Source organism: Streptococcus sp. k-163, from assembly GCF_013277555.1.
Classification (GTDB): Bacteria; Bacillota; Bacilli; order Lactobacillales; family Streptococcaceae; genus Streptococcus.
Map to the genome: position 1 here is coordinate 16970 of NZ_VMND01000018.1, position 14239 is coordinate 31208.

Consider the following 14239-nt stretch of genomic DNA (forward strand, 5'->3'; position numbering starts at 1 on the left):
CTATTCTCCTTATCATTCTGCAATCACAGTAATCGGGTCCACCTTTAGCAAACGTGGGAGGGAAATGATACCACCAAGAAGAGCCATCAAGCAAATAACCGAGCTTAGAATCGAGTAGGCTATCCAACTTGGGTAGAAAAAGAAGGTAGCTGGTAAGAGAAAAATCACTCCTCCGATAGCAAGCAAGGATAAAGCAATCCCCATACCAGATAGAAGCAAGATCTGACAGAACAGAGACCATACAATGGTTTTAATCTGTATCCTCTGAGCCCGCATAATTCCATAAAGTCCTAGCTTTTGTATGGTAATGATATAAACAAATATACCCACAATCAAGCCTGTTATAACAATCATAGCGATAATCATTCCTGAAAATACATTAACTTGAGGTGTGTAACCAGGAATTTTCGAAATCATTTTTGGGATAGAAATCTGTTTCAGTCCATCGCCAGTCACTTCTATGTCATTTTTCAAAACCAAGGCAGATATCGACTTATTAGAGTTCAAGGTTCCTTGCAAAATCCAATAAGTTGTCAAACTTGTAAAGACAACAGGCTCGGTGAAAAATTTATTTCCTTGAGTCAGACCTACAATCTTGTAACTTGCCTCGCTTCCATTAAGCTGAATGGCATCACCTAGCTTAATTCCATAGTTTTCAAAGGACTGATCTACGACAACCTCATCATCGCTTTCAGGATACCGTCCCTCTGTCAAACTAGGAGAGATAAAATCGTCCCACTCCTGAGCAAAGACGGAAACATTGACCTTTTCACTATCATCGACTAGATTGGTCACAGCGAACATATAACCCAGTGGAGCGGCCTCCTCAGATCTCTTTTCCTTATAATCCTTTTCAGGAATAAAAGATGCTGTCAAATTATCATTTGCGTAGTCAGATAAAACCACACCAGTCGCTTGCCAGTTATCAATTGCTGCTCTATTATTTCTAACAAGACCTAGAGCCAGACTCGTCATGAAAAAGACCATAAAAGAAATAAGAAAAATAGTGGTTAAAATCAAACTATATCGCAGTTTGTTACGTAATATTTCTTTGATAGCAAGATACATTGTTATCTCCTTTAACTTTTCCAAGAGGCATCAATTAGACACCCCACTACTATAAAAATAGGAGACAGAAAATCTGTCTCTGTGTGCAAAACAAATATCACTAATCAAATTAAATAAAATCAAGAAAATAAGTAAATATTTTTCGTAAAAATGAATTATTTACTTACAAATATAATTAATTATGAATATTAATAAGCGTTTAGGAATTTATCTATCGTATCATTTTCACAGTATGCTGTCAAGAAAATTGATTTTGAAAAAGCACTTTATTCTTTTTGTAACCTTTCTGTAATAATTCTCTGCTAAAAAAATGATAAAATAGGTATGTACTGTTAAGGAGAGAACCATGTCCGTAAAAAAATTACAATCATATGAGGTAGACTATCAAGACGAATTAAACCAGCAACTTCCTCGCTATCAGGATTATGCGCCCGAATCACAATCTGATACCAGTTTTCAAGAAATCCTATTTTTTGTTAATGTCGCTGTTTTTTGTATCTGTATTGCTATCTTTAGTTTTATCTTTTTGGCGTTAAAATTATCAACTGCTCTTGCTTTTATCGCAGCAATCGGATCCAGCTTACTTGTTCTAAAAATCCAACGCTCTATTATCAAACGAAAACTAAAAAGATAAATCCAAAATATCGCCCCAACTGGAGCGATATTTTTATTTTTTCTTTTTAGATGGTGTCTGAATGGCAATCTTCACTTCAAAGATTGTTCCTTTTGGTTTATTATCTTTAACAGTAATGGTTCCTTTTAAGGCATCTACAATCTGCTTGGCCAGTGATAATCCTAAACCAAAACCTCCTTTTTGACGAGTTCTAGCCTTGTCCACTCGATAAAAACGATCAAAAATTTTCTTCTTATCTTCTGCTGAAATACCGACTCCATTATCAGAAACAAGTAAATACAGATTACGGTCAGTCGCTGAAATCACAAAATCAATTTCACCATCCTCTTCAGTATACTTGACAGCATTATCAAATAGGATAGTCATCAGTTGTTTCAAAAGAAGCTGGTCTGTGACAATCGTGCGATGGATGCGATTTTCAAAACGGAAAACACGATCATTTTCCGAAGCAATCATCTCATAATTTGTGAAAGTCGTATTAAAAAAGCTAGTTGAAACTTCTGCAAGTTCCGGCTTAATTCCATCATCTCTCCGAGCTAAGTTCAGCAAGTTTGTCGTCAAAAAACGCATATTTCGGACTTCTTCCAAACTCGACGCAATGCTTTCACTCACATCCATAATGGTAGCTTCTGGCTTCCGGAAAAGTGTCTCTAAACGATTTTGTAAAACTGCAAGTGGAGTTCGTAACTCATGACTAGCATTTTCCACAAAGGACTGCTGCTTCTGCATGCTCTCAAGCAGAGGACGAACACTGACCCTAGCTAGATAGAGACTGGCAAGTAAAGACAAAATCCAGAAACTAGCCATCACAACGACAATCAATTGCTCATGCTTTTGACTGGCCTGCTCCAACTGACTTGTATTAATCAAGACAGCCGCATACTTGATATTGGTTGAAACCGAACTAATATTCGTTTCCATCAAAATCATGCGATAGATTTCTTCTTGTCCATAGCTATTAAAAACCTGAATCTGGTAGATATGGCCTAGTTCTTTTTTCTCTAACTTAATCTTATCCAATCCCAAAAATCGGTTTCCAGAAAGGAGCTGGATAAAATTCTTATCAAAAAGAATGACTTCTGTGTTGGAACTAACATTGGGTTTTATCTCAGTCTTACTAGTATCTGTAGTGGCATTCTCTAAATCTTTAATCTCTTCTGTCGCCCTATTTACCGCAAGTTGGATAACTGCCTGAGGATTGTTGCTCAAGCCATGGAGCGTATCATCCACCGAAGTATATAGACTCGAATGCATAACTTGCAAAATAATCAGAGTCATGGTAGAGAAAATCAGGGTGAAAACACCGAAGTTGCGGATAAAGTAACTAAAGTCATCCGCATACCATGTTTTTTTTAGTTTACTGAACATCTTTTAAAATATACCCAACACTACGCAAGGTTTGCAAATTCTCTGCAAAAGTGGTTCCTTTTAATTTCTTACGGACTTTTGAAACATAAACTTCGACAACTGAAATAGTTGTATCACTATCAAATCCCCATAGACGATCAAAAATCTGAGTCTTAGGCAAAATAACATTTTGATTTTGAAGGAAATAAACTAGTAAATCGAACTCTTTCCCCAGCAATTCGACAGGAGTATCTTCAACCTTAACGGTATTGGTTGATAAATTGATGAGAATATCTCCATAAGATAGCGTATTTTCATTAAACTTACCTGAACGTTTGAGAAGCGCTTGAATCCGCATTTTGAGTTCTTCTAGGTAGAAAGGCTTGGTCAGATAATCATCTGCTCCCAATTCAAATCCATGTCCCTTGTCATCCAAACTTTCCTTGGCAGTCATAATCAGAACTGGTGTCGTAATTCCCTTTTCACGCAATTCTTTCAAGACTTGGAAACCATTTTTTTCTGGCAACATCAAATCGAGCAAAATCAAGTCATAAACGCCACTTTCAGCTTCGTAGAGACCTTCTTCTCCATCAAATACCTGCATGACATCCGCAAAATCGTCTAAAAAGTCAAATACTGAATTTGACAGGCCTAAGTCATCCTCAACTAATAAGATTTTTATCATGAGAAACTCCTCCTTATTAAAACCATTATACCAAATTTGCCTTAAAAAAAACTCAACTCTCTGCATTTTACATGAGATAGCTGAGTTTTATTTTCATTTAGTCTTGATTATTTAGTTCCGTATTGAAGAACAACTGCTTCCACTGCAGCTTTTTCACGGTTAATCAGATCAACACGCGCTGCAATTTCCTTGATTCCCATACCGATGTTACGGCTAAGAGCAAGGTCAGAAAGTTGTGGCTCAAAGAATTCCTTGTATTCCGCCAAGCGTTGATCTGTCTTAAATACATGAGCAGGAAGGATAACAAAGCTATCAAAGCTCATATCTCCTCCAAGAGCTGCCTTAATCCAAGACCAGTTTTCACGAGCCCAAGACCATGCTGTTTCCTGAGTTGCTTGATGGTTTAAGAACTGGAAGTACCAAGCAGACAAGTCTTGTGGTTTGACCACAAATTTGTCCTTCCAAGAAGCAATCAAGGTTTGGATATTGTCCGCATCTGTACTATAGGCAAGGGCTGCTGCCAACTGACGTTTAAAGACAGCATCTGTTGCGTGCGTATAAGTATCAAGATAAAGTGCTAACAAGTCTTTAGTCTCATGATGTTTCATCTCATTAATCAGAACTTGTGAGCGAATAGCTGCTGGGAGTCCTGCAAGATTCTCCTTGTGTGCTGCGAAGATTTGGCTAGCAACTTGACTAGCTTCTACATCATTTGAGCGAATCATCATAGAAATGGCCAACTGACGAACCAATTCATCCTCGTCTGATTCTCCATCCTTAGCTTCGAAACCAAGACGGTCATAGTTGTGACGAGCCAATTTAGCAACCAAAGCTTTGAAGGCTCTTTCAGCTTCTGTTCCTTCATCGATAAAGCGCTCGAGGGCAGAAATCACTTGAGAAATGGCTGAAACGACAAGGTAAGATTCTTCCTTAGCAAGTTTATCAAGGACTGGGAGCAAGTCAGCATAAGAAATGTGCCCTGCTTCAGCAAGCAAACGACGTTCTTGGACGATTTGCAGTTTGCTTGTATTATCAAGATCAACTAGGTCAGTAATAACTGCATCTAACAATTCTCCTTGATAGTCTGTAATATAGTGGGCTGTATTTTCAGTGTTGAGACGAAGAGCTCCTTTGTTTTCAGCAAGAAGGGCTGCGTAGCCAGGAATTTCGATGCTTTCAGTTTCAAGTGTATCAGGCAAGCCTTTCCAGTTGCTATTCAGTGGCACAACCCAGAGACGGTTCTTGTCTTCGTGCTCACCGATGAAGAATTGTTTTTGTGAAATCTTCAAAACATCATTTTCAACTTTGACAGTAAGAACTGGGTAACCAGGTTGTTCCAACCAAGAATCCATAAAGGCTGCGACATCACGTCCAGACGCTTGACCAAGAGCATCCCAAAGGTCACGACCAATGGTATTGCTGTATTGATGTTTTTCAAAGTAGGCATGCAAACCTTTGGCAAAATCGGCATCACCTAGCCAACGACGAAGCATGTGCATGAGGCGGCTTCCTTTGGCATAGACGATAGCACCGTCAAATAGTGTATTAATTTCATCTGGATGCTTAACTTCGACGTGAACAGATTGAACACCATCAGTCGCATCACGTTTCAAGGCAGACGGAACACCACCTGTTTGGAAATCTTCAAAGATATTCCAGCTTGGCTCAATGGCATCCACACAGACGTATTCCATCATGTTAGCGAAGCTTTCATTGAGCCAAAGGTCATCCCACCATTTCATAGTAACGAGGTTACCAAACCATTGGTGAGCCAACTCATGTGCCACAACAAGAGCAACTTGTTGACGACTGGCAAAAGTTGAGTTCTCATCCACAACCAAGTAAACTTCACGATAGGTCACAAGACCCCAGTTTTCCATAGCTCCAGCTGAGAAGTCAGGAAGGGCGATGTGGAGAGATTGAGGAATTGGGTACTTAACTCCATAGTAATCTTCGTAAAACTCGATAGAGCGAACAGCGATATCCAGTGAGAAATCAAGGTTTGATAGTGGATGAGCTTTGGTTGAGTAAACACCTACGAGGGTACCGTTTTTAGTTTTAGCCGTTACACCTTGCAAATCACCCGCAACAAAAGCCAACAAGTAAGAAGACATGCGAGGTGTTGTCTCAAACTTCCAGATACCTGTTTCCTTACGGTTTTCAACATCGATTTCTGGCATGTTAGACAAGGCCAATTCACCTTCTACTTGGTCAAAACGTAGAGAGAAGTCAAAAGTTGCTTTGGCTTCTGGCTCATCCACACATGGGAAGGCTTCGCGCGCAAAATGGCTCTCAAATTGAGTAGACAATACTTCCTTCTTGACTCCATCAACTGTGTAGTAAGATGGGTAAATCCCTGTCATGTTGTCTGTAATTTTTCCTGAGAAAGCGATAACCACTTCAACTTGACCTACTTCCGCAAGTTCAATATGAAGGGCTTCATTGTCATGATCAACTGTAAATGGACGAGCTTGACCTGCAACTTCTACAGAAGCGATTTCCAAGTCTTTTTGGTGGAGGGAGATGCGATCACTCTGTGCTTGACCACTAATAGTCACCTTTCCTGAAAAGGTCTTGGTCTCACGACTCAAGTCTAAAAATAAATCATAATGTTCAGGAACAAATTGCTTAATAAAATGTTCAACTGCCTGCATAGTTTTCTCCTATCTAAGTTTAAGAGCTAGAGCTCTTCTTTAAACAAACTTATTATATCATGTTTTGTCTAAGAAAAAAGGATTGGACAGCGATTTCCAAAACTTTCTTCCTTCTAGAAGTCTACAGTGGGTAAACCTTGCGAAATTCTTCTAAAACAACCTTGCTTTCATGTGTAAAAGTCAGTCCTGCTTCTCTCATCCACTTGGCGAAACAATCCTCATGAACCTGACGCCAATAGGCTAGGGATTTGTCACCTTCCCCTTCATTAAAGGCATGTTGCGCAGAAACTTGATTAAAGGGCTGAACGGAAACCCTTGTAATTTCGACAATGCAGACAGCCTGATTTTGACTGTCTAAAATGATGTCAAAGGTGCCTTCTTGCGGAAGAAGTTCGCCTTCTAGTGCGTAAAGGTCGTAGGCTGACGCTGTTGCTGTCTTTTCGCCTTTAAACACCAAATCCGCTAAAAGGTCTGGTTCCACTCCAAAAGCCCAAGCATCGATTTCATCTCCGATAGAAGAATTGATTTGCTTGTATTTATTCCACATTTCTTGCGGTGTCATGGGTGCTCCTTTGTAATTTTTTACTTTCTTCTTTTATGTGTTTAAGATGGTCTGGATGGTCAATCTCTAAGTTAAAAATCTCTGGAATAGAACTATAGTGGATAATGCATTCGATACCCATCTGATTCATTTTTTGTAAGAAAGAAACATTCAGATATCCTGCTACAGCAAAGTCAATATTTTTAATCCTTGCTTTATCCTGCATCTGTCTCAGCATATCTAACATTATTGGACTTTCCATATCATGCCATTGACTGTTTCTCACAGTGGCAAAAACAAAGGAAGTCAAATCATTCATTCCAACTACAATCTTTGAAATGCCCGTTTCCATTATTCTGTCCAAGTCAAAATACGCTGACGGTAATTCAATCATAGTGCCGACTTTCCCAGTAAAATCATGCTGACGCAATACTCTAATAGCTTGCTTTAACTGTTCAGCATCATTGACAAAAGGAAAAATAAGAGACAGATTGGGATTATTTTGATAAACCTCTGTAACGACATTTGCCTCAGCCTGAAATTCATCCAGACACGCTAGTAAACGCCTAATTCCTCTATAACCAAACAAGGGATGATTTTCATCAAAATGCTCTTTAGTCCCCTCTAAATAATTGGCTTCTGTATTCGTTAATTCTGAAAAACGATACCAGACTTCTTCATCTGAGTACAGGGAGCAGATAGTCTCTAGATAATCTTTTACAAATTGCTGACAACTTGGTAATAGGATGTTTTGATTGAGCTCTCTCAACAAATATTCCCCACGAATCATGCCAATGTGGTGCAATAGTTGAGGATAAATTTTTTCAAGAATTTTTTCGCCACTAAGAGCTAGTTGATTTTTCATCATTCACCTTCCAATTCATGTAAGAAGTCTTGTCCAGTTCTGGAAATCCTAATAATTCAGACTTAACCTTTAAGACTAATGGCGATGCATTTTCTTCTGTGATCTCTTGAATATCCATCCAAATATATCCAAGTGAATCATTCGCACCATCAGACACAGCTTTCGAAATCGTAACTTGAGGTGCACTCTCATTCATTTCAACATCATACAAGGCCATGATATGGTGAACCATAAAATTTTTTAACTCTTCCCTGACGAAAACATCGTAGATTTGAGGATTAGAGTAGCTTCTAACAGTAAATCCCGTCTCTTCCATAACTTCTCTAGTCAGCGTTTCCGTCAGTCCTTCACCAAGTTGCTGACTGCCTCCAGGTAGATCATACCGATGTTGATAAGGGCCTCTCGTTTTTTCAATGCAGAGTAACTTCCCATTTTCAAAGCAAACAGCGTAGACTCCAAAGTGTCTTTTGATTTCCATCAGATCCTCCTACTTCAAAGACCAGCCACCATCTATTGTCAAAATTTGTCCCTGCATGGCAGATGCCTTTCCACTGGCCAAAAAGAGACTGACTTCTGCCACTTCCTCTGGCTCGATCCAGCGTTTGATTGGTGTTTCACTAGCCACCCAGTCAGCCAATCCACCTGGCTCAAAATCCGCAGCGGTCATAGCTGTCTTGACTGCTCCTGGAGCAAGCCCAAATACCTGAATCCCAGCTTCTGCATAGTCTAGAGCCAACTGCTTGGTAAAGCCTGCCAAGGCGTGCTTCGAAGAAGTATAGGCGTGTCCACCGCCACCTGCTAGGCTAGAAGCAATGGAGCACATATTGATGATGATTCCCTTTTTATTTTCCAACATTTGTGTCAAATAAAATCGAGTCAACTCTACTGGAGTCACGTAGTTAATTTCAAAAATTTCTTGAATTTCCTGCGCTGTCTGTTCCAACAGTGGTTTATAATCATCCAAAACTCCAGCAGTATTGCACAAAACATCAACCTGAGGACACCAATCAAAAATAGGCTCCAAGTCCAAGGTCAAATCTCTCTGTAAAAAGTGGAAATCACCCTGTAAGAGTGGATTTTCACCTTGGTCAACTCCATAAACTTGATAGCCATTCTCTAAAAAAAGTTGAGCTTGAGCCATGCCAATTCCTGAACTCACTCCTGTAATGAGTACACGTTTAGTCATGCACTTCTACCCAATCCGTCGCTAAAACATCACAAGGTGTCGGGCTCCACATGGAAAAACCTTCTCCCTCACCAGACACGTTGATGAGGAAATAGGGCGTCACTTCTAGGGCCACACCATTTTGCTCGATAGTGTCAAAAAGTTGGACATAGTTTTCAGCACCTCCCCATCCAGTTCGTACAAATTTTTTCTTAGCCTTTAACCCAGGCAGGATTTCTTCGAAAGTCATATTTTTTCTCCTTTTATATCAATAATTCTTCAATTAATTATAACAAAAAATGCTTTAAAATTCCTTTTGACTCATCCTAATTCAAAATCAATAAACTTTTTATTACCATTTCTAGCAACAATGACCTCAGGTTTTTTTGAGACAAAGTTTAAATCACTATCTGAAACTTATATAAGCTTTTTCTTTTTTAAAACAATTCAATAAAATCATATCTATAAAAAATGATAAGGTAATTTGAATCTAGAATCGTACAATATCGCTTCTGAAATATTTCTAGAATTGCTTTAAATTCCTTAATCAATTTGTTCAGTTTCTATTTCAATATACTATAAGATGAGACTGGATAAAAAGTCTTTGCGATCACAAAAACGCATAGTATCAGGTGTTCAAAAAAAAAACTTGATATTATGCGTTTTATTGTAGGAAAATTTACTTGATTTTCTATTGAAATTGAGTTTTCTCCCAGACTTAGTGTTATAATCTCTCAATCAATTCTTGCATTTGAACATCATCTGGAACCAGTTTTAAGTAAGATTGAGCATTGACTTTTGCTTCCTCAAAGTATCCCAATTCACGCAAGAGATAGATATAGTGTTCCAGAAACTCTGGATTGTCCTTCAAATCTCCTGCTAACTCTTGGTAATACTCGTAGGCAGTATCCAAATAGTCCATCTCTTGATAGGAACGGGCAATCATCCACTTGGTCAAGAGATTTTCTGGCTCCTCACTTTGTAAGTCTAAAATATCCTCATAACGCTCTTGTTCTAGATAAATAGTAGCTAAACGGAGTAAGATTTCTTCTGTATCCTCAGCGTCTTCTTTTGCAGTAAGGAGATAATTTTCTGCACCACTAGCATCATGCAGTTCATAAGAAAATTGTGAAGCAGCTAGCAAGAGACGAGTTTCAAAGGGATTTTTCTCCAAGCCTTGCTTAACGATACGCAGGGCTTCTTGAGCTTGATGTTCCTTATGTAAGGCCTGGCTATAGCCATACTCATAGCCTTCAAATTCAGGAGAAATGGTATCAATCTGCTTAAAGTAGAGGACAGCTTTTTGGTATTCTTCTTGATCAAAGTAAAGACTGGCTAACTCAAAAGCTGTTAGGTCATCGTATTCTAACTCCAGGGCTTTTTCTAAAAACTCTGTAGCTGTTTCAAATTTCCCTAACTGGGCATAGGCAAATCCAATCCGTTGATAGGTAGAAATGCCCGTTTGCTCATAAATCGAACGATTATCTAACTGGGCATATCCTTGAATAGCCTCTTGGTAATTTTCCAACTCACTATCCAACTCTGCCAAGCCCAATATCAATAGAGGATCCTCTGAATAAGTCAATGCTTCTAGCAACTTCTCACGCGCCACATCTGTCAAACCTTCCATCTGGTAAAGGTCTGCCTTAAGAAGCAAAGCCGAAACATACCAGTCACTGTCAGCTTGGATTTCCTCTAGATAGGCAAAGGCTTCTTCTATTTGACCATCTTCGCTAGCAATAGTTGCTAGATTAAGATGAACCTCTGGAAAGTCCTCTACGATTTTCAGGTAAATTTCCTTGGCCTGAGGATAAAAACCAATTCCTTCTAGATAGGTGGCTAACTCATACAGAAGGTCACTTGGATCATTTTCTAAAGCTTTGACGAAATAGTACTCAGCCTTGGTTAAATCTTGCTCTTCCAAAGCCTGTAACATCTGTTGACTATTGTTCACTCTTTACTTCCTCTCCTTCTAATTCATATAGGCCACTAACTACCTTATACCATTCAAAAATAGCTGAAATGACAACTTTAGCAGAGGCATAAACTGGAATACCGAGCAAGACTCCCCAGATACCAAACATGGATCCTGAAGTTAACAAGACAAAAAGAACATTAATAGGATGGATGTTTAATTGACTTCCCAAAATCAATGGAGAGACAAAACGGCCTTCAATAGTTTGTTCTACGATAAAGACAATCACTACTTTCAAAAGCATGACTGGCCCAGCAATCAAGCCCAATACTAGGGCAGGAAGCATGGCTAAGAAGCTACCCAGATAAGGAACCAGATTTAAAATACCAGCAGTAACCCCCAACGTAACTGCATAGCGTAGACCAATAATCTTGAAGAAAATCATAAACATTACCGCTACAATAATAGCCACTGTTACTTGCCCTCTAACATAGTTGGACAACTGTTGATTCACATCTGACAAAACCTGTCCAACAGGCTCCTTCAATTTCGTCGGCATGAATTGGGTCAAATAGTTACGCAAACCTTTCCCATCACGCAAGAGATAAAAGAGCATGAAAGGAACGATAATCAAGGCAACAATCACTTGAGATGCCCCACTAATAAAGGCACTCACCCAATTGACTGCCTGAGATGAAACCTTACTTGCCCAAACTGTAGCCTGACTAGAGAAGTTTGTTAAAACTTGCTCTAATTGAGGTCTGAAATCATCTGGCAAACGCTTGGTGACCAAATCATTAATAACTCTGTCTGCATCTTCGAGATAGATTGGTACATTTCTTGCAAATGTTAAGATCTGACGCTGCAGATTTGGAATAGCTACTGCCAAGCCCCAAATGATAAAGATGGCGATAATCACAAAGACAATACTAATGGCTATAACGCGATTAATCTTATGCTTCTCCATCCAATCAACAATAGGATTCAGTAAATAGTATAGTAAACCAGATAGAATGACTGGCAACATCACAACTGCTAAAAAGTCTAAAACAGGTGAAAATAGAAAACTAATCTTACTTAAAATAAAAAGATTCAGTCCCAATAATAAAGTTACCAAAAATACCGTAATGGCCTTGTTATCCAAAAACCACTTGAAAAACCAAGATAGGCTAAAATGTTTCTCTTTTTGCTCCATAAATACTTCCTTTCTATCGTTCTCTCATTATACCATTTTTGAAACAAAATAACTCTTTTTTAAAGTGCTTACATGGAGACAGCGACATAAAAAATCCCCTCAAAAGAGGAGATTCGATTAGTCTTGAATATGACGGTCTAAGTTTTTCTGATAATCAGCGTTTGATTTGGCTTTTTCTTCAGCAAATTTCTTGCGGAACTCATCCATTTCTTTAGTAGTGACAATCTTATCTTGGAGTTTAAGGTATTTATAGCTATGTTCACTAGTCTTATCACCTACCCAGCCACCTGCACCAGTACCTAGAACTTTCTTCGTTACTAGCATTTGGGCACCGTCTGAGTGTACAGGAATCACCAAGGCACTGTCTGTTAACCAAGCTTGAGCTTTGGCATATTTGGCATATCGGTTTGCAAGATTTGTTTTCTCACCACTAGCATCCGTAAGTAACTCTTTAAACTTATCTAAACCAACTGCTTTGATTGCTGAACTGTCTTTACCTGGTGTTACACCTAAGGAACCAAGAAGATTTGGGCCAGATGTTGGATCAAATATATCTAGATAAGTTGAAGGATCTGCGTAATCAGGTCCCCATCCACTATTTGCATTAATATCCCAGTCAGTATTGGTATTAGAAGTAGCTAGAATTGTCATACTTGCCAATTCTTCATCAGAAACTTGTTGAATATCAACTACAACATTGTCTGCTCCAAGAGCTTCCTCGACGGATTGTTTATAAGATTGAGCTTGACGCACAAATTCTGGACGAGTAGAAGATACTGGAATATCTAAATGAATAGGGAACTGTACTCCATCAGCTTGAAGAGTTTTCTTGGCAGCTTCAAATTTAGCTTTAGCCTTATCTACATTATGAAGTGAATCCTGAGCATCATCAAGACTAACATCTTTCCATACACCATCTAATTTATCCAATTCTGCCTTAGCTACTTGCCCAAATGACTGCTCTCCTACTTGTACAAATGTTGGAGGTGTTAAACTTGTACGTAATTTACGCGGTGCTACTTCGTCCCCAAATACTTGAGAGAGACCTGCTTTACGATCTGTAGCAAAAGCCAAGGATTGACGGAAATCCTTGTTCAGCAAGGCCTTCTTAGTAGATGTTTTTTCTGCATCACTTGTTTTAGAGGTGTGATTGTAGGCAACACGGTCAATATTCGTCGAAATATAGAAAGTAGTTCCTTGTTGTTGACTATAAATAATGTTATCTTTGTATTTTTCTTTTAGCCGTTCATAGTTAGCAGAGTTTTTAAAGAGAGGTGCTGCAGGATAATTTCCTTCATCAAAACCACGTCCAAGAGAGTCTGCATCCTGACCATCAAAGTAAGACAACTTAATATCATCAATAAAGACATTTTGTTTATCCCAATAGTTTTGATTTTTGGTCATTTCTATAGAAGATTTAGATGTAAGACCTTTTAGAAGATAAGCCCCATTGTAGAGAATGCTTGTTACATCAGTCGCCTTACCAAAGTCATCTCCTTTAGAAGTTAAAAAGTCTTCACTAACAGGAGCAAGAACTCCTATTGTTGTCTTCGAATTCCAGAAAGATTCTGGATGGTTTAAAGTATAGACTACAGTATAATCGTCTGTTGCTTTTACACCAACAGTAGAAAAATCCGTTGTTTTCCCATTGATATAGTCATTCAATCCTTTAATAGAATCCTGTACAAGATAAAGTCCTTCTGATTTCTTGTCAGCTGCGTGTTTTAGACCAGTCACAAAATCCTGAGCCTTAACTTCTCCATATTCTTCGCCTTCATTGGTATACCACTTGATACCCTTACGAATTTTATAGGTATAAGTCAAACCATCTTTGGAAACAGTCCAATCTTCTGCAACTGATGGTACTAGATTCCCATATTGATCATTTTCCAGTAGTCCATCAATGACATTACCAGTAATCTGTTTTGTAGACTTTTGCCCAGAAACTGTATAATCCAGAGTTACAGGATCTGATGAAAATACATAGGCATAAGTAACTGGTTTAGTTGCTTCCTTATTCCCATTACCAGATGAACAAGCTGCTAGAACAGCTGCCGAGAGTACAGCAACTCCTGCTGCTAAGAAAACACGTTTTTTCATAAAAAACTCCTTTGCAATTTGTATAGGATTATTATAGCACTTTTCAAAAGGAAATCAATACAAAAACAAG

13 protein-coding genes are annotated in these 14239 nt (G+C 38.7%); 1 reads left to right on the forward strand and 12 read right to left on the reverse strand.

Annotated elements, in window-relative coordinates; genetic code table 11:
• Positions 1-12 precede the first annotated feature (12 nt).
• Positions 13-1068, reverse strand: a complete 1056-nt coding sequence (locus HT731_RS07420) for an ABC transporter permease (RefSeq protein WP_061088114.1) — start codon at positions 1066-1068, stop codon at positions 13-15.
• Between the two features lie 346 nt (positions 1069-1414).
• Between HT731_RS07420 and HT731_RS07425 the strand changes: the two genes are divergently transcribed.
• Positions 1415-1702: a DUF3270 domain-containing protein gene (locus HT731_RS07425; protein ID WP_033680139.1), complete on the forward strand. Its 288-nt coding sequence runs from the start codon at positions 1415-1417 to the stop codon at positions 1700-1702.
• A 33-nt stretch (positions 1703-1735) separates the two neighbouring features.
• On the opposite strand, the gene ciaH is transcribed toward HT731_RS07425, so the two are convergent.
• The 11 genes from ciaH to HT731_RS07480 all read right to left on the reverse strand — a co-directional run bounded on the left by ciaH (position 1736) and on the right by HT731_RS07480 (position 14169).
• On the reverse strand, positions 1736-3070 hold the full coding sequence (gene ciaH, locus HT731_RS07430) for a two-component system sensor histidine kinase CiaH (protein WP_173278340.1): 1335 nt from the start codon (positions 3068-3070) through the stop codon (positions 1736-1738).
• Positions 3060-3734 carry a two-component system response regulator CiaR gene (gene ciaR, locus HT731_RS07435; RefSeq protein ID WP_000590627.1) on the reverse strand — a complete coding sequence of 225 codons (675 nt, stop codon included), beginning with the start codon at positions 3732-3734 and terminating at the stop codon, positions 3060-3062. Before ciaR ends, ciaH begins: the two co-directional genes overlap by 11 nt.
• A 107-nt stretch (positions 3735-3841) precedes the next feature.
• Positions 3842-6388 (reverse strand): M1 family metallopeptidase, encoded by a 2547-nt coding sequence (locus HT731_RS07440; RefSeq protein WP_173278342.1) that lies wholly within the window; start codon positions 6386-6388, stop codon positions 3842-3844.
• A gap of 121 nt (positions 6389-6509) precedes the next feature.
• Positions 6510-6950, reverse strand: coding sequence for an ASCH domain-containing protein (locus tag HT731_RS07445; RefSeq protein ID WP_173278344.1), 441 nt, complete (start codon positions 6948-6950; stop codon positions 6510-6512).
• On the reverse strand, positions 6925-7794 hold the full coding sequence (locus tag HT731_RS07450; RefSeq protein WP_173278374.1) for a putative PEP-binding protein: 870 nt from the start codon (positions 7792-7794) through the stop codon (positions 6925-6927). The genes HT731_RS07445 and HT731_RS07450 overlap by 26 nt, the downstream gene beginning before the upstream one ends.
• Positions 7772-8272, reverse strand: a complete 501-nt coding sequence (locus HT731_RS07455; RefSeq protein ID WP_173278346.1) for an NUDIX hydrolase — start codon at positions 8270-8272, stop codon at positions 7772-7774. The genes HT731_RS07450 and HT731_RS07455 overlap by 23 nt, the downstream gene beginning before the upstream one ends.
• A 9-nt stretch (positions 8273-8281) precedes the next feature.
• On the reverse strand, positions 8282-8980 hold the full coding sequence (locus HT731_RS07460) for a 3-oxoacyl-ACP reductase (protein WP_173278348.1): 699 nt from the start codon (positions 8978-8980) through the stop codon (positions 8282-8284).
• Positions 8973-9209, reverse strand: a complete 237-nt coding sequence (locus HT731_RS07465; RefSeq protein WP_000141906.1) for a DUF2829 domain-containing protein — start codon at positions 9207-9209, stop codon at positions 8973-8975. The genes HT731_RS07460 and HT731_RS07465 overlap by 8 nt, the downstream gene beginning before the upstream one ends.
• A gap of 474 nt (positions 9210-9683) precedes the next feature.
• On the reverse strand, positions 9684-10913 hold the full coding sequence (locus HT731_RS07470) for a tetratricopeptide repeat protein (RefSeq protein ID WP_173278349.1): 1230 nt from the start codon (positions 10911-10913) through the stop codon (positions 9684-9686).
• Complete coding sequence (locus tag HT731_RS07475) at positions 10903-12069, reverse strand: AI-2E family transporter (RefSeq protein WP_049539961.1); 1167 nt, start codon at positions 12067-12069, stop codon at positions 10903-10905. The genes HT731_RS07470 and HT731_RS07475 overlap by 11 nt, the downstream gene beginning before the upstream one ends.
• Before the next feature lie 117 nt (positions 12070-12186).
• Complete coding sequence (locus HT731_RS07480) at positions 12187-14169, reverse strand: peptide ABC transporter substrate-binding protein (RefSeq protein WP_173278351.1); 1983 nt, start codon at positions 14167-14169, stop codon at positions 12187-12189.
• Positions 14170-14239: the final 70 nt, after the last annotated feature.

What these genes read in the sequence shown, in the direction of transcription:
- HT731_RS07420 (WP_061088114.1), bottom strand. Translation starts at nt 1,068, where the DNA reads ATGTATCTTGCTATCAAAGAAATATTACGTAACAAACTGCGATATAGT.
- HT731_RS07425 (WP_033680139.1), top strand. Translation starts at nt 1,415, where the DNA reads ATGTCCGTAAAAAAATTACAATCATATGAGGTAGACTATCAAGACGAA.
- ciaH (WP_173278340.1), bottom strand. Translation starts at nt 3,070, where the DNA reads ATGTTCAGTAAACTAAAAAAAACATGGTATGCGGATGACTTTAGTTAC.
- ciaR (WP_000590627.1), bottom strand. Translation starts at nt 3,734, where the DNA reads ATGATAAAAATCTTATTAGTTGAGGATGACTTAGGCCTGTCAAATTCA.
- HT731_RS07440 (WP_173278342.1), bottom strand. Translation starts at nt 6,388, where the DNA reads ATGCAGGCAGTTGAACATTTTATTAAGCAATTTGTTCCTGAACATTAT.
- HT731_RS07445 (WP_173278344.1), bottom strand. Translation starts at nt 6,950, where the DNA reads ATGACACCGCAAGAAATGTGGAATAAATACAAGCAAATCAATTCTTCT.
- HT731_RS07450 (WP_173278374.1), bottom strand. Translation starts at nt 7,794, where the DNA reads ATGAAAAATCAACTAGCTCTTAGTGGCGAAAAAATTCTTGAAAAAATT.
- HT731_RS07455 (WP_173278346.1), bottom strand. Translation starts at nt 8,272, where the DNA reads ATGGAAATCAAAAGACACTTTGGAGTCTACGCTGTTTGCTTTGAAAAT.
- HT731_RS07460 (WP_173278348.1), bottom strand. Translation starts at nt 8,980, where the DNA reads ATGACTAAACGTGTACTCATTACAGGAGTGAGTTCAGGAATTGGCATG.
- HT731_RS07465 (WP_000141906.1), bottom strand. Translation starts at nt 9,209, where the DNA reads ATGACTTTCGAAGAAATCCTGCCTGGGTTAAAGGCTAAGAAAAAATTT.
- HT731_RS07475 (WP_049539961.1), bottom strand. Translation starts at nt 12,069, where the DNA reads ATGGAGCAAAAAGAGAAACATTTTAGCCTATCTTGGTTTTTCAAGTGG.
- HT731_RS07480 (WP_173278351.1), bottom strand. Translation starts at nt 14,169, where the DNA reads ATGAAAAAACGTGTTTTCTTAGCAGCAGGAGTTGCTGTACTCTCGGCA.